At 34.7% G+C, this 23,325-nt stretch carries 21 protein-coding genes; 5 read left to right on the top strand and 16 right to left on the bottom strand.

Translation table 11 applies throughout. The features are described 5' to 3' along the window. Nucleotides 1-35: 35 nt before the first annotated feature. From HU235_RS03630 to HU235_RS03595, 8 genes are all read right to left on the bottom strand, one after another. Entirely contained in the window at nt 36-1,505 is a 1,470-nt protein-coding gene (locus HU235_RS03630; RefSeq protein ID WP_174879364.1) for a UDP-N-acetylmuramoyl-L-alanyl-D-glutamate--2,6-diaminopimelate ligase, read from the bottom strand. Nucleotides 1,506-1,958: 453 nt separating this feature from the next. Continuing rightward, nucleotides 1,959-3,896 carry a stage V sporulation protein D gene (locus HU235_RS03625; protein WP_174879363.1) on the bottom strand — a complete coding sequence of 646 codons (1,938 nt, stop codon included), beginning with the start codon at nt 3,894-3,896 and terminating at the stop codon, nt 1,959-1,961. Between the two features lie 163 nt (nt 3,897-4,059). Further along, entirely contained in the window at nt 4,060-6,222 is a 2,163-nt protein-coding gene (locus HU235_RS03620) for a penicillin-binding protein (protein WP_174879362.1), read from the bottom strand. A 226-nt stretch (nt 6,223-6,448) separates the two neighbouring features. After that, a complete protein-coding gene (ftsL, locus tag HU235_RS03615; RefSeq protein WP_174879361.1) occupies nt 6,449-6,814 on the bottom strand; it encodes a cell division protein FtsL in 366 nt (121 codons plus the stop codon). Nucleotides 6,815-6,871: 57 nt separating this feature from the next. Then, on the bottom strand, nt 6,872-7,804 hold the full coding sequence (gene rsmH / locus HU235_RS03610; protein WP_145582222.1) for a 16S rRNA (cytosine(1402)-N(4))-methyltransferase RsmH: 933 nt from the start codon (nt 7,802-7,804) through the stop codon (nt 6,872-6,874). Between the two features lie 76 nt (nt 7,805-7,880). Beyond that, the gene (gene mraZ, locus HU235_RS03605) at nt 7,881-8,312 is read right to left on the bottom strand and encodes a division/cell wall cluster transcriptional repressor MraZ (RefSeq protein ID WP_095298880.1); all 432 of its coding nucleotides are present in this window, start codon (nt 8,310-8,312) and stop codon (nt 7,881-7,883) included. Between the two features lie 124 nt (nt 8,313-8,436). Continuing rightward, complete coding sequence (gene bshC, locus HU235_RS03600) at nt 8,437-10,065, bottom strand: bacillithiol biosynthesis cysteine-adding enzyme BshC (protein ID WP_174879360.1); 1,629 nt, start codon at nt 10,063-10,065, stop codon at nt 8,437-8,439. A 313-nt stretch (nt 10,066-10,378) separates the two neighbouring features. Continuing rightward, a complete protein-coding gene (locus tag HU235_RS03595; protein WP_174879359.1) occupies nt 10,379-11,269 on the bottom strand; it encodes a 2-dehydropantoate 2-reductase in 891 nt (296 codons plus the stop codon). Between the two features lie 223 nt (nt 11,270-11,492). On the opposite strand from HU235_RS03595, the gene HU235_RS03590 reads away from it, so the two are divergent. After that, complete coding sequence (locus tag HU235_RS03590; RefSeq protein WP_145582225.1) at nt 11,493-11,966, top strand: N-acetyltransferase; 474 nt, start codon at nt 11,493-11,495, stop codon at nt 11,964-11,966. Between the two features lie 13 nt (nt 11,967-11,979). Here HU235_RS03590 and HU235_RS03585 read toward each other — a convergent pair whose 3' ends face one another. From HU235_RS03585 to HU235_RS03575, 3 genes are all read right to left on the bottom strand, one after another. Beyond that, complete coding sequence (locus HU235_RS03585; RefSeq protein ID WP_095298888.1) at nt 11,980-12,597, bottom strand: RsfA family transcriptional regulator; 618 nt, start codon at nt 12,595-12,597, stop codon at nt 11,980-11,982. Between the two features lie 229 nt (nt 12,598-12,826). Then, nucleotides 12,827-13,000, bottom strand: a complete 174-nt coding sequence (gene rpmF, locus HU235_RS03580) for a 50S ribosomal protein L32 (RefSeq protein ID WP_095298890.1) — start codon at nt 12,998-13,000, stop codon at nt 12,827-12,829. Nucleotides 13,001-13,077: 77 nt separating this feature from the next. Further along, nucleotides 13,078-13,599 carry a YceD family protein gene (locus HU235_RS03575; RefSeq protein WP_095298892.1) on the bottom strand — a complete coding sequence of 174 codons (522 nt, stop codon included), beginning with the start codon at nt 13,597-13,599 and terminating at the stop codon, nt 13,078-13,080. Between the two features lie 292 nt (nt 13,600-13,891). Here HU235_RS03575 and HU235_RS03570 point away from each other — a divergent pair, with 292 nt between their 5' ends. Next, the gene (locus HU235_RS03570) at nt 13,892-15,106 is read left to right on the top strand and encodes a nucleotidyltransferase (protein ID WP_095298894.1); all 1,215 of its coding nucleotides are present in this window, start codon (nt 13,892-13,894) and stop codon (nt 15,104-15,106) included. Between the two features lie 64 nt (nt 15,107-15,170). On the opposite strand, the gene HU235_RS03565 is transcribed toward HU235_RS03570, so the two are convergent. Beyond that, on the bottom strand, nt 15,171-16,193 hold the full coding sequence (locus tag HU235_RS03565; protein ID WP_174879358.1) for a SepM family pheromone-processing serine protease: 1,023 nt from the start codon (nt 16,191-16,193) through the stop codon (nt 15,171-15,173). Continuing rightward, nucleotides 16,183-17,007: a patatin-like phospholipase family protein gene (locus HU235_RS03560; protein WP_174879357.1), complete on the bottom strand. Its 825-nt coding sequence runs from the start codon at nt 17,005-17,007 to the stop codon at nt 16,183-16,185. The genes HU235_RS03565 and HU235_RS03560 overlap by 11 nt, the downstream gene beginning before the upstream one ends. A 216-nt stretch (nt 17,008-17,223) precedes the next feature. On the opposite strand from HU235_RS03560, the gene ylbJ reads away from it, so the two are divergent. Further along, entirely contained in the window at nt 17,224-18,381 is a 1,158-nt protein-coding gene (gene ylbJ, locus HU235_RS03555) for a sporulation integral membrane protein YlbJ (RefSeq protein WP_174879356.1), read from the top strand. Between the two features lie 229 nt (nt 18,382-18,610). Here ylbJ and coaD read toward each other — a convergent pair whose 3' ends face one another. Both coaD and rsmD read right to left on the bottom strand, forming a co-directional pair. Continuing rightward, entirely contained in the window at nt 18,611-19,096 is a 486-nt protein-coding gene (gene coaD / locus HU235_RS03550) for a pantetheine-phosphate adenylyltransferase (protein WP_095298902.1), read from the bottom strand. Nucleotide 19,097: 1 nt separating this feature from the next. Next, a complete protein-coding gene (rsmD, locus tag HU235_RS03545; protein WP_174879355.1) occupies nt 19,098-19,667 on the bottom strand; it encodes a 16S rRNA (guanine(966)-N(2))-methyltransferase RsmD in 570 nt (189 codons plus the stop codon). Between the two features lie 465 nt (nt 19,668-20,132). On the opposite strand from rsmD, the gene HU235_RS03540 reads away from it, so the two are divergent. Next, nucleotides 20,133-20,522 carry a DUF7147 family protein gene (locus tag HU235_RS03540; protein ID WP_174879354.1) on the top strand — a complete coding sequence of 130 codons (390 nt, stop codon included), beginning with the start codon at nt 20,133-20,135 and terminating at the stop codon, nt 20,520-20,522. 327 nt (nt 20,523-20,849) lie between these two features. Next, nucleotides 20,850-21,752, top strand: a complete 903-nt coding sequence (locus tag HU235_RS03535) for a COX15/CtaA family protein (protein ID WP_095298934.1) — start codon at nt 20,850-20,852, stop codon at nt 21,750-21,752. A gap of 196 nt (nt 21,753-21,948) precedes the next feature. Here the strand turns inward: HU235_RS03535 and HU235_RS03530 are convergent, their stop codons facing one another. Next, entirely contained in the window at nt 21,949-23,193 is a 1,245-nt protein-coding gene (locus HU235_RS03530; protein WP_174879353.1) for an FtsW/RodA/SpoVE family cell cycle protein, read from the bottom strand. Between the last annotated feature and the right edge of the window lie 132 nt (nt 23,194-23,325).

Genomic DNA, 23,325 nt, shown 5'->3' with positions numbered 1-23,325 from the left:
AATTATTAATATCATTAATTTCTTTGTTGTAGCATCTATCGTGCTAACGTTTGACGAATCGCTTTTTTCGCTATTTCCTTGTCATCAAAATCAAACTTTGTGTCACCAATTTGCTGATATGTTTCATGTCCCTTACCTGCAATAAGAAGAACATCACCTTTTTGCGCCTTTTCTACCGCAAAATGAATAGCATCCTCTCGATTAATAATGGAATGGAAGTGCTCATTTGGTACACCTTCCTCCATATCACGAAGGATTTCGACTGGATCTTCACTTCTTGGATTATCAGAGGTGAAAATCGTCACATCGCTGTTAGCAGCTGCTATTTTTGCCATAATTGGTCGCTTTGACTTATCTCGATCTCCTCCACAGCCAACTATACAAAAAATCTTGCCTTCTGCAAATTGTTTTATCGTTTGCAGCACGTTTTCTAAACTATCCGGAGTATGAGCATAATCTACAATAACCGTAAAATCCTGTCCGTCATCAACAAGTTCAAATCTGCCTCTAACACCTTCCATTGTTTCGACAGCTGAAACAATCGTTTCTAAATCAATATTTGAAGCAAGACAGGCGGAAACAGCCGCTAACACATTATAAACGCTAAATTTCCCAACCATATTTATTGTCACGTTTTTCGTTCCATTTGGAGTTAAAAGCGTAAATTCAGTACCTTTAGAAGTCATTTTAATATTTTTCGCCATAACATCAGCATCATTGTCAATTCCATATGTTAAAAGCGAAGCAGATGTCATTTTCTTAAATTCTTCAGAAGCCTCTTCATCTTCATTTAGTACAGCAATTTTAGGTTGATTATAATCAAAACGATTACCTAATTGTGCAAAGAGTAAACCTTTTGCATATTTATAAGCTTCCATTGTTTTATGGTAATCTAAATGGTCTTGAGTTAGGTTTGTAAACACCGCTACATTAAAGTCACAGCCATGAATTCTTCCGAGATGAAGAGCATGTGAGGATACCTCCATGACAGCATGTGATACATCTTTATCAAGCATTTCTCGAAATGTTTTTTGTAACGTTAAGCTCTCAGGTGTTGTATTTTTTACATCGTGTAATTCTTCACCAATTTTGATGTACATCGTGCCAATTAACCCAGTCTTCTTCTTAGCAGTATTTAATATTTTCTCAATAATATGTGTTGTTGTTGTTTTTCCATTTGTTCCAGTGACACCAATTAGATGTAATTGATGTGTTGGTTGGCCGTAAAATGCGTCTGCAAGTACAGCCATTGCCCTTTTTGTATCTCGAACAATAATGACCGGAATATCAACATCAACATGCTTCTCAGCTAAAATGGCAGCTGCACCGCTTTCTTGTGCCTTTTTGGCAAATTGATGACCATCAACGGTATAACCTTCAATACATATAAACAAACTTCCCTCTTTAACCTCTCTGGAATCCATCTCAATAGAAGTAATAGATGGATTTTCTTCAGGAAAAGTTTGATTTCCGTATAAGTATGTAAGTAAATCATTTAATTTCATCGCAAATTCCTACCTTCATTTCTTTACCCAAGGATAATATACATTATTTCTTTTTTCATCGTACTTATTAAGTGGGCTTTATTTAAAAAAAAGCCCTAAGTGACAAATACCTTTCCATTTAAAGACATAAAAATGGTCACAGTTTTTCAACCTTCCTGTAAGACACTTCTGCTTTTCCTTATAATTTCAAAGAAATAAGTAAGTAAGGCTTATTCAATAAAGGTTGCGAAACAATCATTCTATTCATAAGAAAGGTTTCCGTACCTATTTTATCTTACTTAACTAAAAAGAGCCATCATTCATTGTAATTTCTTTTAAAAAAGGTTGCAATCATTAATTATGTAAAATAACTTTTAATGTTTTTCATTGTTTTTTTCTACTATTTGATTAATATTTTAGAAACAGAAAGAAAGCGTGACATCCTATAAGATGGCCATGCTTTCTTTCTATCTTTTAATTATTTGATTTATTTTTTTCCTCACCTAAATAAACTCTAACAGTGGAGCCTTCTTTCACTTTTACACCTTCGCTTGGGGACTGTTGCACAACAACATCTCCTTCACCAGACACGTCCAATTTTAGATTTACGAACTGTTCTGCAAGTTCTTTCTTCGTTAGCCCTATAATATTCGGAACCTCTACTAATTTTGTGTCTAGCCATTTGTATTCTTTTTCAATTTGCTCTTTTCTAGGACTTACACCTAATTCAGGTAATGCATCCCTCATAATATTTCCAACTATCGGCGCTGCAACCGTTCCACCAAATTGGATCGTACCTTTCGGATTATCTACAGCAACATAAACAACAATTTGCGGATCGTCTGCTGGAGCAAATCCTATAAAGGAAACAATATGGTTATTCTCCATATACTTTCCATCTTTGACTTTTTGTGCAGTTCCCGTCTTCCCGCCTACACGATATCCATCAACATATGCATTTCGACCAGTTCCTAATGCAACAACACTTTCTAAAGCATAGCGGATTTCTTTTGAAGTTTCCTCAGAAATTACTCTTCGTTTTGCTTCAGGAGTCGTTCGACTAATAACTTGGTTTGTTACGGGATCGACCCATTCTTTGGCAATGTATGGGGTATATAATATCCCGCCATTGACTGCAGCGGATACGGCGGCAACTTGTTGAATCGGTGTTACGGAAACACCTTGACCAAATGCGGTTGTCGCTAACTCAACAGGTCCAACTCTTTCCGGATTAAACAAAATCCCTTTTCCTTCACCCTGCAAATCAATACCCGTTTTTTGTCCGAAACCGAAGTCCTTTATATATTTAAATAGTTTCTCTTCTCCTAGTCTTTGACCAAGCTCTACAAATCCAGGGTTACACGAATTTTGAACAACCTCAAGAAACGTTTGATGACCATGTCCTCCTCTTTTCCAGCACCTTAACCTAGCTCCATCAACTTCCACAGCACCATCATCATCGAACGTATCTTTTTCTAAATTGACCTTTTCTTCCTCGAGAGCTGCAGCTAGTGTAATAATTTTAAAAGTTGACCCTGGTTCGTACGTACTCCAAACAGGCAGGTTTCTATTGTACACGGTAGGATCTACTTTTCGGAAATCTGCTGGGTCAAAGTCCGGACGACTCGACATTGCCAATATTTCACCGTTATTAGGGTTCATTGCGATCGCAATGATTCCATCCGGATTGTAGGTTGCTTGTACATTATCTAATTCTCGTTCAATGATTGTTTGCACACGGGAATCAATCGTTAATTTTAAGTTATTCCCATCAATCGGTGGTGTATAATCATCAGCTTCATCAGGCATCCGTTGTCCTTTTGCATCAGAGAAAAATTTCACATAACCGTCTTTTCCCTTTAATTGCTCATCATAATAAGATTCCAAACCTAGTAAACCTTGATTATCGATACCAGCAAAACCTAACACATGTGATAAATAACTACCAAAAGGGTAATAACGAATTGAATCTTCTGCAATATAAACCCCTTTTAAATTTAACTCTCTTACTTCATTCGCCTTTTCATGAGAAATCTTTCTACCTTCTGGATTAATTTGCTGAATCGAAACCTTTTTCGTGATATGTTGATATGCTTTTTCTTGCGACATATCTAAGACGTCTGCTAGTTTTTTTGCAGTCTCAGCAGGATTCTCAATCTGTCTTGGAACAACATAAATCGTTGGCGCACTCATATTTGTTGCAAGCTTTACGCCATTTCTGTCTAAAATTTCTCCTCTTTCTGGTTCAAATGGAATATTTCTGCTCCATAGGTCTTTCGCACCAGAGGTAAGAGAGGAGCCAAGAAAAAATTGAACATATCCTAGACGTATGTCGATAATTAAAAAGATGAGAAAACCAAATAGCAACGTTAACACTAGCCGTTTTCTAACAGTTACATTTGATACCCGCATATATTTCTCCCCCTTGTCTAGGCTCGTTCAAATATATGCTTGTACTTAAAAAGATAGAACATCTATATAATCGCACGATCATTAACAAAGTTTTATATACTCACAAAAAAAGAGTGATCTCTAGACGAGATCAGCCCTTAGTTCCTTCTCTATTCATTTGTCATTATGCTTCTTCATCTTTCAACGTTACAGTTAAGACATCACCTTTTTTAACAATACTATCTTTTTTAATACTCTGCTTTGCAACATATCCAGAACCCTCAGTTTTCACTGTTACCCCTAGAATATTACCTAGCTTCATGACATCTCGCTTTGACCAACCAATCATATTTGGCATTTTTACTTCTTCAGATGTCTTTAACATAATTTTTTCCTTACTTATAATCGGTGTTTCAGCTTCAGGATATTGCGAAATAACATAGTTTCCATTCCCAAGTAAAATTGGTGTTAATCCAAGATCCTTTAGGTTCTTATTTGCATTTGCCGAAGTAGCGCCTTCAAGTGATGGTAGAACTAACTCCTCTTTTTCAGCATCATTTGTAGCTTCTTTAGAATCACTCTCTTTAGAAGGAGCAATTTGCATATACTTTAAGCTATTTTCCATCACTGTATTAAAAATCATCGACACTGGCACACTTCCAGCTTTCCCCTCTAATTTCGGCTGTTGTACGGCTACATATACGATTAATTCAGGATCATCCTTTGGCGCCATGCCCAAAAATGAGAAAATATGATTGTCATTACCTGATAAATACCCATTTGAAGTTGAAATTTGCGCTGTTCCGGTCTTACCTGCTATATCATATCCTTCGATTCGAAATGGCTTTCCCGTTCCTTTTTCAGAGCTTACAACCGTTTCAAGAATTGATAATACTTCATCCGCAGTTTTTTCAGTAATTGGATGACCGACAACAGATGGCTTTGTTTCTTTAACTGTTTTACCGTTATCAATATCAACAATTTTATCAATCACATATGGCTTCATCATTTTTCCATTATTAGCGATTGCTGTTGCAGCCTGAACTTGCTGAATAGCTGTAACTGCAGATGCTTGTCCAAACGCGGTAGAAACTTGGTCACGATGCTTATCAAAATTAATTTTACTAGACGCTTCATCAGGTAAATCGATTCCTGTTTTTTTCGTAAAACCAAATTTATTTAAATATTGATAGAGTCGATCAGTACCGAGTAATTGATCTGCTATAATCGAAAATCCAACATTTGAAGATCGTTGAACACCTTCATTATATGTTATCGGACCCCAGCCACGTCCACCATTATGATCCTTTATTGGAGGTCCCTCTATATCATATGAACCTGATTGAAAATAAGCATTCCCATTATAGACACCTTCGTTTATCGCAGCAGCTAATGTAAAGATTTTCATCGTTGAGCCTGGTTCGAACGGATAGGAAATAACAGAATTTGCATAGGATGTAATATCCCTCTTATTAGGATCAAAGCTTGGTCTTTGACCCATTGCAAGAATTTTCCCTGTTTTTGGATCCGCTACTACAGCAATGATATTTTCCGGAGAATATTGATTGACAACTTGATTCATCGCGTCTTCTAAAAATGTTTGGATTTTTTGGTCAATGGTTAAATACACATCATTTCCATTTTTAGGTGCAACAATCTCATCATTACTATTAGGAAGCTTCCAATTATAATGATCCTTTTGAAATTTTACATATCCATCCTCTTCTTGAAGATACTTTTCTAATGATTTTTCAAGTCCCATCATTCCCACAGCTTTGGAACTCTCTTCTTCTTTTTGAGCATATCCTATTAAATGAGATGCAAATAACCCGTTCGGATAAAACCTTGTCGTATCACGAATAAACGTAATACCTGGGAGCTTCAATGCCTCAATTTTTTCTTTTAACGTTTGACTTATATCACGTCCTGCTGAACCAAATTCAACTTGATACATTCCCTTTTTCGAAAGAATTTTAACAACTTCACTTTCTTCCATTCCAATTAAAGGAGCCAGTTTTTGTGCTGTTTCTTGAATATCAACAACATGCTGAGGGTTATCTGGATCTGTTGTTAATTCATCATCAAGAATCGCGACTAACTTATATGATGCTTTGTCTTCAGCAATCACTTCGCCATTTGCATCATAAATAGTACCTCGCTTCGCTTCAATTGGTCGTTTACTTTCATAAAGCATTTCCGCTCGAGCGGCAAGCACTTCGCCATGGACAGTACCAGTTGCTTGAATATAAAAGAAACGTATAAATATAGATAGAAAAAGAAGGGCAAAAATCAATGATAAAAATGCTGCGCCTCTATTCATATTTGTATTTTTTTGCGTTAATTTCATACGTAACTCCTTTAAACATAATATTGGCAAACTACACTAAGAATTAGATTATCATGAATAAGCTTTCTAGCTACATACTAGTCATCAACATACCTACAAAACTTTCATATCGGGTATTATTATATCACGTAATTTATAAACGTGATGAAAAAGAGCCGGCTACATATGTCTTATGTGGCACAGCTCTCTCTATCCTTTATTTATTTACTTTTTTACTAAAATGCTCCTATTCTTGTACACTTTTTACGTTATTTTGGTCTAAAGTTAATCCTAACTCTTTTGCTTTTTCCCAAATTCGATCATATGTACTCAATTCTTCAACTTGTACATGGAGGTCACTAATTAGCTTAGTTTGCTCATCAATTTTCGCTTCAGTTTTTTGGATTTCAATATTCGCTTGATAAACGGCATAGCTTTTCGTAATAATGTTTACTGCACCGATTACGAAAAGGGCTACAAACATCAAAATTAATAGTTTTTCACCAAGGGTAATCGTTGCCCTTCTTCTTATTACTAATGGTTCTTGTACCGGTACTTGTTGTCTTTGTTGCTCTATCTTTTGCTGTTCAATTTTTGTAGCTAAATTGCTCATTGATGATACCTCCTTTTAAGTCGATTAGTAAGATAGTTGTTAACTCTTAAGTTTTCACTACATCTTTTCAGCGATTCTTAATTTAGCTGATCTTGCTCGATTATTCTCTTCAAGCTCTTTTTCTGAAGGAATAATTGGTTTTCTAGTTATAATTTTAATTTTTGGTTCATATCCTTCTGGGATATACGGCATATTTCGAGGTATTTCTGGAGGAGTTGCTGCTTCTTTAAATGCCGATTTACAAATTCGATCCTCCAAGGAATGGAACGTTATTACACTCACTCTGCCACCTTGCTTTAACAAATCAATTGATTGTTCAATCGCTTCTTCAAAAACCTTTAATTCATCATTCACCGCAATCCGAATTGCTTGAAAAATTCGCTTTGCTGGATGTCCACCTTTACGACGCGCTGGTGCAGGTATCGCCTCTTTAATAATTTCAACGAGTTGACCTGTTGTCTTTATTGCTTCCTTTTCACGATACGTTTCAATTTTCCTAGCAATTTGTTTTGAAAATTTTTCTTCACCATACTTAAAAAATATTTTGACTAAAGCCTCATAGGACCATTCATTAACGACATTGTATGCTGATATCTCTGATTGCTGATCCATTCTCATATCAAGCGGTGCATCATGGTGATAGCTAAAGCCTCTCTCCGGTGTATCTAACTGTGGAGAAGAAACTCCTAAATCAAAAATAATCCCATCCACTTTCTCTACACCTTGCTCTGTCAACTTCTCTTTTAAGTACCTGAAGTTACTTTTTATGAACGTTACTTGTCCATCGTAATTCGCTAATTTCTTTTTTGCATTTGCTAAAGCAATATCATCTTGATCAAAGGCATATAAATGTCCCTTTTCGGACAATTGTGAAAGTAAATAGCTGCTATGTCCTGCTCCACCTAATGTGCAATCAACATAAACTCCATCTGCTTTTACTTCTAAACCATCAACTGTTTCCTTTAAAAGTACTGTTGTATGTTCAAACATTGTTGTGTACCACCTTTTCAAATTTCAAATCCATTTATAGCTTGTCCACTATCATACATTGTTACCTAAGGGAGCATTATATATCAAAGTCAATCATGTTTTCAGCAATTTCTTCAAAGGAATCTTCTTGTTCTGAAACATAATTCTCCCAAATGGACTTGCTCCATAATTCAATCCGATTTGAAACTCCGATAACAACACATTCTTTTTCTAGCTTGGCATACTGCAAAAGTGGTGAAGCAATATTGATACGACCTTGTTTATCTAGTTCACATTCAATTGCTCCTGAGAAGAAAAAACGGGTAAATGCACGAGCATCCTTTTTTGTTAAAGGGAGGGCTTTTAGTTTTTCTTCTATTACTTTCCATTCACTCATTGGATAACCAAACAAGCATTGGTCTAGGCCTCTAGTTAAGACGAAAGTCTCACCTAGTCCATCTCTAAACTTTGATGGGACAATCATTCTGCCCTTTAAATCTATGGTGTGATGGTACTCTCCCATAAACATGCTCGTTGCCCCCACTTTCTACCCTCAAGTCACCACTTCCCCCCACATATCTCCACTTCCTATTCTACATTTCTTTTCACAAAAAAAAAACCCTGTAAAAACAGGATTTTAAAAAAACTTTAATTTAAATTTTGACAATTTTATGTTTTCCATTAAAAGAATATGACAAGTTTAGCAAATCTCCTACAAATTGCGGGCCATATTTATTTATATAGTAATAAATATTCCACATTCTTTCCTGAGGATGTAAATTTGGGAATAAAGATAATTCAATTTCGCGGTATTTCGAAAGCTGTACATTATGTTTCTCTTGTATTCGTTTTTCAACACTGCGATTAAAAAATTCTAGCTGCTCCTGAATAAATACACCATTTTTCATTAGCATCGGCTCTAAGCTTTGATCAATTTTCAACGCTTCTCGTATAAGATTATGATGAATAGCGGATATTTGCTCTTTTGCTTGATGAATCAATGGTTCCATTTCTACTGGGGTAGCATCTTTTAAATAAGCTGTTATTGCATCTTCGACTCCATTTTGTAGAACATCATCAAGCGACAAGCTTGCTTCAAGGATATTTCTCTCAATAGATCTTTCTAGTAAAGTGATCATTAATCTCGGTAATACAGGTGGCATTTTCATTTCCATTTCAGAAAACACTTGTTTTAATTCAGCCCAGTACGTAAACTCACCAGGTCCTGCAAAAAATGCCAGAGTAGGAAATAAGAATTCCTGCATTACAGGTCTAGTTACAACATTATTGCTAAACTTTTCAGGATACGCCTCGATTAAATCGTGTAATTCTGCTTTTGATAAGACTAGATTTATCTCTGGGATAAAAAATTCTTCCTCACTTTTTCTTTCCACAAGAAACCGTTCACCTTCATGGTGATAGAAGAAATTTGCGCTATCTTTTCCAATCTCTATTATCGGCTGATAGCCCTGTTCTCGCATAAATTGCTGTTGTTTTAATGCGGCATCGGCTATGTTGGAATTTCGCTCAACAATTGCATAAAAACAGGGTTTTTCGAGTTGACGAAGACCAGAATCTCCTGAGTTCACTAAAACTAATCCTTGATCTTGGAAAATTTCCATTACAACAAGTTCAAAAAACTCTACATATGATGACGACTTTTGAACATACTGTTTTAAATTATTGATTAATTGCTTTGAATAATCAGTTTCCCCAAATACTTCAAAGACTTCTTCTAGCCATTCAATTGTCTTTTGCTTGTTAATTGGTAATTCCGAAACTGACTGTTTTTTAAGTGGGGAGTCTTTTACTGATATTTTCTTCGGAATTTTCTCCTTTGCAGCAAAAATATGATTTATTTCTGCAAAATCATGGTCCTCACCAGCAATCCAAAAAACAGGTACAACAGGGATACCTAACTCCTCTTCCTGTTGCCTCGCAAGAACAATAATCGAAATGATTTTATTGATCGTATATAGCGGTCCTGTTAATAAACCAGCTTGCTGACCACCAATTACAACGACACTGTTCGGATCTTTTAATTTTTCAATGTTTTCAAATGTTTTATCTTGTTCTTTTGCGAAACGCCTTGCGTACTGCTTCAAATATGAAACTAGCTCTTCACGTTGAAAGGAACGATTTTTTAAATCCGCAGCTCTTTCTTTAAAAACCGCTTTTGAATGAGTATTGTAATCAAAATAGGATGAGACATCTAAGGTTTGTTTTGTGAAGTGATCCAAAAATTGATTTGAAGAGTGCAGGGAGAGTTCAAGAATCTCCATATATGTAACTTCCTTTCTAAAAATATGTATAGTTCTTATACAGTTCTTATCCTTTGTAAATCATGGATGTGATTGCTTCTATACATGGACATCCTTTACATACATTATCATTTGTAAGACAAAAAACTATAGAGAACAATTTTTTAACTTTATCTACAAACATCCAGATTTACCACCTGTAATGAAAGTGGTACCATGGATGAGTATAGCATTTTAATCATAAAAACAAAAAATACTTTGCTTAGGATTTAGTATTATTGTTAATTTTCATTTTAAAATGAAAAAAATCTCTTTTTTTATGAATATTGATGGTTCATTTTGCTTCAATTCCCTTTATGGCATTGTATAAAAATAAAGTAAGTGGAATATTCACATTCTTTTGTTTTGCTCTTTTTACTACAAAGCCTAAAATAGCATCTATTTCTGTTTTTGAGCCCATTTGAATATCCTTGTACATCGAAGACTCATTTTCAGATGTTTTTTCACAAATATGTAAAACATGCTGCAACATCTGCTCTCCATTATGAACGTCTAAAACTTGTATTATTTCATTAAATAACGACATCAACATCTCTTTATAGTAGTGATTCTCTATTAATGCACCATTTCTTACCCGTAGAAGAGCAGTTAATGGATTTATAGCTGCATTGACCATCAGCTTTTCGATTAGCATATCCTTCCAACTATCTACTGTTTCAAAAGAAAAGTCACCCTCATTTATGCTTGTTAATGTATTAAGTTTATTAATGCCCTTTTCTCTCATTTGATAAAAAGCTATTTTAGTTTTTCCAATACCAGAATGGATTACTGTATGATTATTTACCTTTAATGCACCATGTTCAGATACACCTATAATAATTTGATGTTCCTTTGATAATGTGGATAATATATCCAAATGCCCCATTCCATTTTGTAAAAACAAAATCATTTTTGGAGAGTGTTTTTTTAATGTTGCAGCAATCTTATCAAGATGATATTGCTTAACAGTAACGATAAGAAAATCCTCCTTATACTCAGAGGAAGAATCAGCATTAATACTAATATTGAATGAGATATCATTCTTTATCAAAGTTAATCCATTTCTCCGAATTTCCTCTGCCTGTTCTTCTCTATTTGTATAAAGAGTTATCTGATTTTGTAATTTTGTAAGATAAAAAGCATATAGTAACCCAAGTGACCCTGCTCCAATGATTCCAATTTTCATTTTACCACCTGCTATGCGTCTAGTTAAATATCGAATTTACATTTTACTCTGTTACTTATAAAATAAGCGATACTCCTTTCTAACTTATCTGTAAGCGTTTTATCATTTTCATATCCACTATATGTATATCATGCTATAATATTTTATAGGGTTATTTTCATTATAATCGAAATATTGTTTTAATGAACAGTTCTGTTAGTTTTTGGCGAGGGGGGATTATAGCTTGATTAAAGTTGAAAAATTATTAGTCAATTATAAAACGCTAGAAGAATTTAAAAAATTTAAAGAATATGGGATTCAGGAGCTTTCAATGCTTGAAGATCTCCAAGCGAATATTATTGAAAATGATAGCGACTCACCATTTTATGGTATTTATTACGGCGATAAGCTTGTTGCTCGAATGAGTTTATACCGAGTAGACAAAAAGTTTGATCAATACTTCGAACCTAAGCAAGATTATTTAGAATTGTGGAAACTAGAAGTTTTACCACAATATCAAGGGAAAGGTTATGGAAAAGCACTTGTCCAATTCGCAAAATCATTTCAATTACCGATTAAAACAAACCCTCGGATTAAATCAGCGGAATTTTGGACGAAAATGGATTTTAAACAAGTGAAATATGATATGGAAAGAGATAAAGGAGAAAATCCTTATGTCTGGTTTCCAGATGGCGTTAGCGAAGTAAAAACGGGCTAATAATAGCCCGTTTTTACTTTTCAACTCTCTCTAAATTACCGTTTTTGTCCATTTGAAACTTTACTTTTCGATTTCTTTCATCTTCCTGTAATATGACCATTTTTCGTGCACGATCCATAATTTCAATTAATGCGTGATAATCCTCTTCCATCACTTGTAAATTTTTTATCAATCCCTCTTTCTCTTGTTCGAGGCTATTGACTGAGGCTTCTAATTGTTGAACCTTATCTTTCAACCGCTTATTTTCTTTTTGTAACTCTTGGATTGATGGTGCTTCTTCATATTGTTGTAAAAAAGAAATGAGCTCCTTAATTGTATTTTTTGAGCTTGCACTAGGTTTTTCTTGTTCCTCTTTCGCTTCGTTTACTATTTGATTTTCAGTTTCTTGCTCCTGCGGTAATGTCCTTAATTCTTTACGTTGTTTTTTTGCAAGCTCGATGCCAGTTTTATATTGTTTTCGAACATGTGAATTCCATCTAAATCCACATGCAGCAGCTGTTCTTGATAATCTTCTACCAACTTCCTCGAATGCAGCAAGCTGTGTGGCTCCTTCACGAATATGTCTAAGTACGATTTCTGCTAATAATAAATCCTCATCCTGTGTCCAAGCATCTTGACGTGTTGTAGTCATCTTAAATCCCTCCAATAGTCACTTTTTTTCTATACATATGCAACTAGTAGAAAAGATAGACTACATTATTCTATTACCTTCATTTTAAAGCCACAAAAATATTCAAGATTTACTAAAGCTAGACATGTTAAATGAAAACAGCGAATAAAGGTAAACAAGACACTTCATTAAAAAGAGACAAAAAAGAGTGAAGGTCATTTGACCTTCACTCTTTTTTCAACAAACAAAATTATTTGCTGATTACTTCTTTTCCTTTGTATGTTCCACATGCTTTACATACACGGTGAGCTAGTTTGCTTTCACCGCAGTTTGGGCATTCTACCATACCAGGCACTTGTAATTTAAAATGAGTACGACGTAGTCTTTTTCTTGTTTTAGAAGTTCTTCTAAAAGGTACAGCCATTATTCCCACCTCCTTAAAGACTATTTCAACGATTACATCATTGGTGATACAATTCTTTTGTATTGGAAGCTAGCAAATTATTTGCTCTCGTCATTTTCAAAAAATTTTGCTAGTCCAGCTAGACGAGGATCAACCTTTTTATTAAGCTCTTCCTCTGAAATCACTTCCCAGTCCTTTCCGGATTGGGGTGCAGCATCTTTTTCATTTTTAACATCATCACAAAATACCTGCATTGGGATTTCTAGTAGAATGATTTCTTTAATAATGGGAATTAAATCAACAACATCCCCATTAACAAGATAATAATCCTCATCCGTATCATAATCTGTTGGTTTTAATAAAAATGTTTCTGTTGTATCAATTGAAAATGGATAATGTACATCCACTAATGTTCGAGAACACGGTAGAATCATCGAACCTGAAATTGATAAATGGAAAGTTACCCTCGTAGAACTTATATCTGCACGTCCTTTAACAGTAACTGGTGAAATATCACGAATGTCAGATTGACCTGTGACAAGTTCACTCATATCAATTTCATCGTCAATTTGCAATCCCTTGCTTTGTAATTGATGTAATTGACTAATTGTCCATTTCAATATATATCACCTCAAGGCAACAAAGGTAATTATAGCCTTCGCTTTTATATTTGTCAATATTTTTTCTTTACAGTGTTAGTATACATTATTATCTATTTTTTTCAAAACTATAAAAAAATTAACGACTTTCTATTATGTAATTACTAAGCACAAAACGAATTCATGAAAAAACCAGCAAATTTTATTTTAATGCTATAGGCCTCGATTTTCAAGTGTTTCCTCGAATAGTTTATCCTACATTTTAAATCGCTTATAATAGATAAAAACATGATAGGAAGTGTGGTGTGTTTAATTGAAAGCTGTAGGAGTTGTTGTTGAATATAATCCGTTCCATAACGGTCATCTATACCATTTAAGAGAATCTGTAAAAAAATCTAATGCAGATATTGTTATTGCTGTAATGAGTGGATATTTTCTTCAAAGAGGAGAGCCTGCACTAGTTTCAAAATGGGAACGAACAAAAATGGCCCTTCAAGGCGGTGTTGATCTTGTCGTAGAACTTCCCTATGCGTTTGCTACACAGAAAGCTGAGACTTTTGCGAATGGTGCTGTTTCAATTTTAGATGCATTACATTGTAGCTATTTATGCTTCGGTAGTGAGACAGGGGATATTGCGCCTTTTTTACATACGAATGAATTTCTCCAAAAAGAATCTGAACAATATGAGGAATACATTAAGCACTTCATGCAAACTGGTGTAAATTATCCGACAGCATTAAGTCTCGCTTATCAAAAAATTTCAAATAGAAAGGATACACTTGATTTATCACAGCCTAACAATATTTTAGGATTTCATTATGTTAAAGCTATTTCAAAACTAAACTCTAACATGATACCATTAACGATTAAACGATATAAAGCCGGTTATCATGATAAGGATTTTGCGTCAACATCAATTGCAAGTGCGACAAGTATTAGAAACTCTCTTTTCGATCAAAACGCAGACATAAGCAGCTATGTACCAAACGATACATATACAATTCTCGAAAAGTATAAAGAGCAATATGGGGTTTTCCATCAATGGGAAAATTATTTTAGCTTTTTAAAATACAGCCTTTTGACAATGAAAGAGGAAGAGCTTAAATCCATCTATGAAGTAGAGGAGGGCTTAGAAAACAGAGTATTAAAGTTAATTATTGATTCACATTGCTTTCAAGATTTTATGGAACAACTAAAAACAAAAAGATATACTTGGACAAGGCTTCAGCGTTTATGTATGCATATATTAACAAGAACTTCAAAACAAGAAATGAATCTTATTAATCAACACGAGACTTCTCCATATATTCGTTTATTAGGTATGAGTGAAAGAGGACAAGAATATTTACGATCAATAAAGAAGAATCTTAAGCTACCAATCATCTCAAAAGTTTCAGGCTTTCACCATCCGCTATTTGAAATAGATTTACGAGCAGCTGCAACCTATTTTATGATTTTTCCTGAACCGCTGCGCTCAAGACTACTAAAAACTGAATATACAACACCGCCTATTCGAATGTCCTACTAATAAAGAGACACTCATAAATGAAGAAAGATTTCATCATTCATGAGTGTCTTTATTTCAATTATATCTACTTTTCTTTAAGCTTCTGTAAATAGTCTAAAGCATCATCAAATGTATCAACTGGTACAATTTTCATTTTTGTTTTAATTTTTTTCCCTACCTCAATTGCTTCCTGATAGTTTGACGTATTTTTCCCTTTTTCGTTTGGGGCAAAGAAAATGTCCATTCCCGCTTTATCTGCTGCAACGATTTTTTGTGAAATTCCACCAATCGGTCCAACTTCACCTTCTGGATTAATCGTACCAGTTCCCGCAATTTTATAGCCTTTTGATATATCTTCCTTATTTAACTGATTGTATATCTCCAGTGCCATCATTAACCCTGCAGACGGACCGCCGATTTCCTCCGTATTTAACTTAATTTTCGGATCAACGATTAATTCACGATCCGTTATTAATGAAATCCCTATTCCTATCTTACTCGGCTCCTCCTCGAACGGAGCAACCGGAACCTCTACTTGTTTTTTTACTCCGTCTCTTTCGAACGATATCGTTATTTTATCGCCATTCTCTTTATTCCCAACATATTCAATAAATTCTTCTGCAGTTTGAAATAAGTATTGATCCACTTTATAAATGCGATCACCTACCTTTAATTTATTTTCAGCAGGCATTCCCTTTACAATTTCCTCAACATAAACGCCGTGGAATGAATACGAAACTGATTTATTTGCTTTTAAATATGCTGTAGTAATTGCAGACTCCTGAGATGTTTCCATTAAATGCAATTGTCGTTTAAAATAATCCTCATCAGATTCGTCTTTCCTTTTGAAATCTTCAAGTGGCATAAGATAATAATAATCGTGAAATTTTGCCCACATATATGTAATTGGATTTGCTCTTCCGAACTGAACTGTCGTAAGTGAGAAACTCCCTGATTCATTTTTATAGCCGTTTTCAACTTCAACAATCGGTTCTAATTCAGCAGCCATACCAGGCTTTGTTACGTAGTAAGGAAGCTTGATAAATGTTACTGCAATGATGATTAGTGAACATAGTAGAATAGACCGAAAAACAATATTACGTTTCATGCTTATTTGACTCCCTCCACGCCGATATCAATGTATGGATTTTTTCTATATGCTGCAATGCCTCCTGTTCACCAATTTCAATAATTTCCTTAATATTCGTAAACGCTCTTGAACTAAACTGTTCAACATGTGGTCTAATCATCACATCAGAGACAATTTCTCTATGATGTACAAGCTCATCCTGCATAATGTCAATGCTTTGTAAAATAACATCAAATATAGATGTTATATTTTCATTTTGCTTTACATGTGATACATCGACAGCTATCACGATATCAGCCCCCATCTCCTTAACAACAGATACAGGAACTCTGTCAATTACCCCACCATCTACTAACAGTCTACCATTAATTTTTTCTGGCACAAAAATTCCTGGAATCGCTATACTTGCTCTAACCGCTTCAGCTACTGGTCCCTTATTAAAGACAACCTTTTTACCATTATATAAATCAGTTGCAACAACAGATACGGGTATATTTAATTGTTCAAACGTTTTTTGATGTGTAAATAAGCGGATCAATTCCTTCAATCTGTTTCCAGCAATAAATCCCATTTTAGGAACTGTAAAATCTAAATAATACTTTCTCTTAAATGCAAGTGCAAATTGATGCATTCTCTCAATACTTAAACCTGATGCATAAAAACAACCAACTAAGGCACCCATGCTGCTTCCGGCAATTAAGTCAACTTGAATACCGGCTTCATGCAATACCTTTAGTACACCTAAATGCGCAAAACCTCTAGCTCCTCCAGATCCGAGCGCTAGTCCAATTTTAGGCTTTTCCTTCAAGGAGTAGCCCTCCTTTACCTTCATTTTCTTCTTATTACTAGGAAATCATTCATCTCAACAAAGGTGATCTTTATCAAGATTATTTCACCGTTCACATTTATGACCTATTAAAAAATAACAAAGTATACATCAATCTTATGGTCTAAAATGTTCACCTATTCTCGTATATTAAATTAATGATATTTGTCCAACTATGATTTTTTATTTCATTTGAACAGTTTATATAGGAGGCATTACATTTTGAGTCTTTCAAAATTCAAAACCATTCTTATTGCAGTATTTATAGGTGGCTTAACAATTGCAATCATCATGAATCCAAAAGAGTCCCTTGAAGCTTCCAGTAGAGGACTATCCATCTGGTGGGAGGTTGTTTTTCCTTCATTATTACCATTTTTTATAGCCTCAGAGCTCCTTATTGGATTTGGAGTTGTCAAATTTATTGGAGTTTTATTAGAGCCTCTTATGAGACCGATCTTTCGCGTACCTGGTGTTGGAGGTTTCGTGTGGGCTATGGGGATGGCTTCTGGAAATCCTGCAGGAGCAAAGCTAACGGCTAGAATAAGACAAGAAAAACAAATTTCTAAAATCGAAGCAGAAAGACTTGTATCATTTACTAGCTCCTCAAATCCGTTATTTATTTTTGGTGCAGTAGCAGTTGGATTTTTCCATGACGCTTCATTAGGCATATTGCTCGCAGCAGCACATTATTTAGGGAATTTATGTGTTGGCTTAACAATGAGATTTTACGGTGGACGAGAAGCATCATCACAAAGAGGTAAGAGAAAAATATTTCCACCATTAAAAGAAGCACTTCGTGAGTTACATAAAACTAGAATTAAAGAATCAAGGCCGATTGGTAAAATGCTTGGGGATGCAGTTATCACCTCAATTCAAACATTATTAATGATCGGTGGATTTATTATTCTGTTTTCTGTATTTAATAAAATACTATCCATTATTCATTTGACTGATTTATTCGCTCAAATCATTTCAGGTGGGTTAGCATTATTGCAAATAACCAAAGATTTAAGTATCCCACTTATTACTGGTATTTTTGAAATAACATTAGGTAATCAATTCGTTAGCGAAACATCAGCAAGCTTATTAGATAAAATGATGATTGCAAGCTTTATTTTAGCTTTCGGAGGATTATCCGTTCAAGCACAGGTTGCAAGCATACTAGCTGAAACAGATATTCGATTTCAACCATTTTTCCTAGCTAGGATTTTACATGGAATCTATTCATCTATTATTGTTTTCCTTTTATTTAAACCTTTGTATACAGATTTGCAATCGTCAAACCAAGCTGTTTTACCTGTCTTTTCCATCATACAAACGCCAGACTGGGCAGAAAAGTATTGGAATGCACTATTACATTTCGGACCGCTTATAACGTAATTTATATTTATTTATACGGAAAACGATATGTATTCACAAGAACAACTTAACGATAAACGAAATTTTATCAAGATTTATCTAAATAATGAATAGAGGGTGGCTCAATACTAAAGGTTCAGACGCCTCATACACAAGTTTACTATTTACCCGTGTTTGTAGAGGAGTCTAAACCCTTTGAGTCACCCTCTTTTTACTAATAACGTCCGTGTATTTCGAAAATATATGTACCTCATTCCACCATAAATTTATGTTTTAAAGCTCTTTCAACAGCATTTGGAACTAATTCAGAAATATCGCCCTTGTATTTTGCTATTTCCTTAACAATGCTTGAACTTAAAAATGAATATTGATTATTTGTCATCATGAAAAATGTTTCAATAGTATCATCTAATACCCGATTCATTGAGGTGATTTGCATTTCATACTCAAAATCCGAAACAGCTCTTAACCCCCTAAGAATCGCCTGTGCATTTTTCTCATTTGCATAGTCCATAAGCAGTCCTTTATAACTTTCAACAACCACATTTGGAATATGGCTCGTTACTTCCTTAATTAAATCACAACGCTCCTCTACACTAAATAAAGGTTGCTTCGACGAATTATTTAGAACACAAACATAAACTTTATCAAATACTTTTGCACCACGCTTAATAATATCTAAATGGCCATTTGTAATTGGGTCAAAACTGCCAGGGCAAACTGCTATATTTCCCATCTTACTCCCCCGTCTCCTGATTATTCAGTCCGTAAACTGTTATTGAACTTATTCCATATGTTTCGTGTTTCACTTGGATATATTCACCAATTTCATGAGGTAATACAAATTCGTTCCCATGCTCTGCCACAATATACCCGTTATCTAGTATTAAATTATGATCACTCATCGTTTTTATAAGCGCTTCCAGTTTCTGAAGCTTATACGGCGGATCTAAAAAGATTAATTTAAATTGAAGTTGTCTTTTTATAATTGCTTTTAATGCCCTATCTGCATCGTTACGATACACCTCGGCTAATTGCTCGGCACGACATGCTTCAAGGTTTTTATGTATTGTTTGTATTGCTTTTATTTCTCTGTCAACAAAAATACATTTGTCAATCCCACGGCTTAACGATTCAATTCCTAAACCGCCACTTCCCGCAAATAAGTCTAATGCTAGACCACCGTCAAAATAAGGTCCTACCATATTAAATATTGCTTCCTTGACCTTATCTGTTGTTGGTCTTGTTGTCATTCCAGGCACTGCCTTTAATTGTCTTCCTTTAAAATTACCAGAAACTACTCTCATCTTTTCACCACAGCTTTATCATTTCAATTTATGATTGGTTATCTTAAAAAAATTGATACACTCTATCCTACCATAGCAAAATATGATGATACAATATTTCGACAAACAGTTTTACTGTAAGAGAAAATTTTCTTGTTTTTCATGTATATGGTGAGAGCATTTGGTGATAATGAATAGTAACAACATCGATTCGTTGATGTTGTTGCCAACCGCGGAGAAGACTTACGTTTCCCCATAAGTTCTTCCTCCGGTTTCTCCTCTCCCTTTGCCTTCAACCTTTACGTAATAAAAGGTTATGAAGGACCCTACAGAAAATATCTGTAGGGTTTTTTTCTTTCTATTACGATATCTTATCTTCACATGCAACCATTGGACATGGTATAGTGAGTATCGAATTCACATGACATATTGTACAAATTTACAAAATAACTAAGAGAGAAAAAATTTTTTCAAGGGGGAGTTTCGATGATTCAACGATTTATCGAAATAGGTGAAGGGTATTCAGACATTTATGAATTACTTGAAACAGCCAAAGCCAATAAACATAGAGTTTCAAGACTTTTAGTACTACATACCGAGGTGAATAATAATCCAGTTTCATCTTTAGTTGTTGCAATGCAGCCAACAAATCCAGGTGATTTCCAAGCATTATATATATGTCGAGAGGGGATCCCGAATCCACATGTGAAAGAAAATAAACGATACGACCTTTTTAAAGAACTTGCAACTTATTTACAAATGGACATCATTGAACTCGATGTAAAACCTTCAACGATTTTTTCAGAAATTGATTTATACTATCAACACTTAATTGGAATTTTAAGGCTTAATCATTACATTCCTCCGTTACGATAATAAATGAAAGCGGGTGACTCAAAAGATTCAGAGTCACCCGCTTTAAAATAAGAATTTATACTTTTGTTTGGCTCTCTCATGATATGACAAAAAATTTTCCTTATTGCTGCTTCTGTAACTTTAAATTGCTCTCCTGTCTTAATGAGCTTGTAGGAGTATCTTGTTTTTATTCCAACTAACAAAGTGCTTTAAAATCTACATTAATCTTTAACATAGAGTTGTTTAAAAACATCAGTTGCTTATAAACCTAACTTATAGCATTGTGTACTATACGATGAGTATTTACTATTAATTTTCTAATAAAGTTATTAAGAAGGTGAACATATTTTGCAACGTGCACTAAAATGGTTTGCCGTGTTTACGACAATCATTATGTTATTAGTTCTACTTGGGGGAGCTCTTGTTACAAAAACGGAGTCTGGAGATGGCTGCGGAAAATCATGGCCTTTATGTCATGGTGAATTTGTACCTAGTGAAATTACCTTTGAGTTAGTCATCGAATTAAGCCATAGACTTGTAAGTGGGCTCGCAGGAATAACAGTAGTCATTCTCGCAATTTGGGCCTGGAAAAAAATCGGTCATATTAGAGAAACGAAATTTTTAGCCATTTTGTCTGTTTTGTTCCTCATTTTGCAGGCACTGATCGGTGCAGCAGCCGTAATGTGGGGTTCATCAGATGCAGTTATGGCTTTGCATTTCGGGATATCATTAATCTCCTTTGCTTCTGTTTTACTGTTAACATTGCTAATATTCGAAGTGGATAAAAAGTTTGAAGCAAGTTCTCTCGTAATTAATAATCAGATGAAGTTTCATATGATTGGGATTACTATTTATTCCTACTTAGTCGTTTATACAGGCGCTTATGTAAGACATAAAGAAGCCAGCCTAGCATGTCCAGATTGGCCTCTATGTAGCAGACGGGCTAGCGGGATGCCAACTACATTGCATGAATGGATTCAAATGGGACATCGGGCTGCTGCGGCATTAATCTTCATTTGGATAGCCTACGTAACATGGAGAGCTATAAAATATCATAAGCATCAAAAAGTTATTTATTGGGGCTGGATAATTGCCTTTATATTAATCTGCTTACAAGTAATTTCAGGTGCTTTAACAGTTGTTTCCGGATTAAATCTTTATATTGCTTTAGCTCATGCATTAATTATCTCATGTCTATTCGGCCTTCTAAGTTATTTTCTACTACTAGTTGGTCGCTCTAAGTACAATTAAATGTTTAAAAAAGCAGGAACCAAATTTAAAAGGTTCCTGCTTTTTTTTTTAAGCTTTTAAGATTATTGTTGATGGATCTGTAGGCATGAGACTCCTGCTTAGAGAATCCAATCAACAGGAGCCCCTACAGAAGCTTACTTCGAGTAGGGGCCCAGACCTCAGCGGAAAGCGAATACCTCGTTGTCAAAAACTATTTTTATCTAAACGAAGAGTTTCGTCGATGATTTCGATGATGTCTATGTTGAATTGGCTCTACGATTGTTGGCTTTTTATTTTCCTCTTTTACTTTCGGTTTTTGATATGTATCACGATAATTTGTAAACATTGACACATTTACTAATAAGCCCATCGATAAAAGTAAAAGCAATATCGAAGAACCACCGTAGCTGATAAATGGTAGTGGGACACCAGTTATAGGGATTAAGCCTGTTAGACCCCCTAAATTAATTAAAGCTTGAATTGCTATCATACTTGAAATACCTACAGCAAGAAGAGTTCCAAAAGGATCCTGGCATTTTCTCGCGATTTGGAACCCTTTTAAAATAACAAATGTGAGGAGAACTAATACAAAGATTACACCTAAAATCCCTAATTCCTCTGCAATAATCGCCATAATAAAATCAGTATGCGATTCAGGTAAATAGCCATATTTTTGGACACTCTGTCCTAACCCTAAACCTTTTAAGCCTCCAGCTCCTATTGCATAGAAAGAATTAACTAGTTGATAACCATCACCTTGCACATCTCCAAACGGATCAATAACACCGCTAAAACGGCTTAACTGTTCTTGACTAAATAGGTTAACTCCCCTAATCAGTAAGAAGCCAACCATCATTCCTCCAAAAATAAAGACAAGCGAAACGAGCTTTAGAATATTCTTCATTCCCATTCCAGAACATAAAATCATACAAACAGCAATCATACTAATAATAAAGGCTGTACCGAAATCGGGCTGAATGATAACAAACGTACAGATAATCCCTGTAAAAATAAGCGGTGGTAAAACCCCTCTGCTAAATTCATTTAAATATGATTGTTTCTTATCATAGACGGCAGCAAGGTAAATAATTACACTTAATTTTACAAATTCACCTGGTTGTATGTTCATTCCACCAAGCTTGATCCAGCTTTGCGCATTTCCTGCAGCATGTCCAATAAAAAATAATGAACCAAGTAATAAAATGGAGCCAAAAACGATTATTTTCAAAATCGTTTTATTTAAAAACGCGCGGTAGGGAAATATCATCATAACTAAGAAGACAAGGCCTCCAGCTATTAATGCAAGCTTTTGCCTTTGAAAAAAGTGATCTGGTTCATATCCCCATCGAGCAACAGCTGTAATCATACTTGAGCTATAGACCATTACAAGGCCAAACGCGCAAAGTAAAATGATCGCTAGTATTAATGAATAATCATAAGATTTTAGAATTTTCTTTACCATAATATCTCTTCCTTACTACTGTCATTATTCGTACGTTGCTTTTATTTTACTATATCTTCGCTCTAAAAAAGTTAATTTCCTTTAAAAACTGATAGAGAAATAAAAAAACTCAAACTTACTACCTAGTTAGTT

The organism is Metabacillus niabensis, from assembly GCF_902829255.1.
GTDB lineage: Bacteria > Bacillota > Bacilli > Bacillales > Bacillaceae > Metabacillus > Metabacillus niabensis.
The sequence above is the reverse complement of the archived record's forward strand: the minus strand, read 5'-3'. Positions and strand labels throughout refer to the sequence as shown.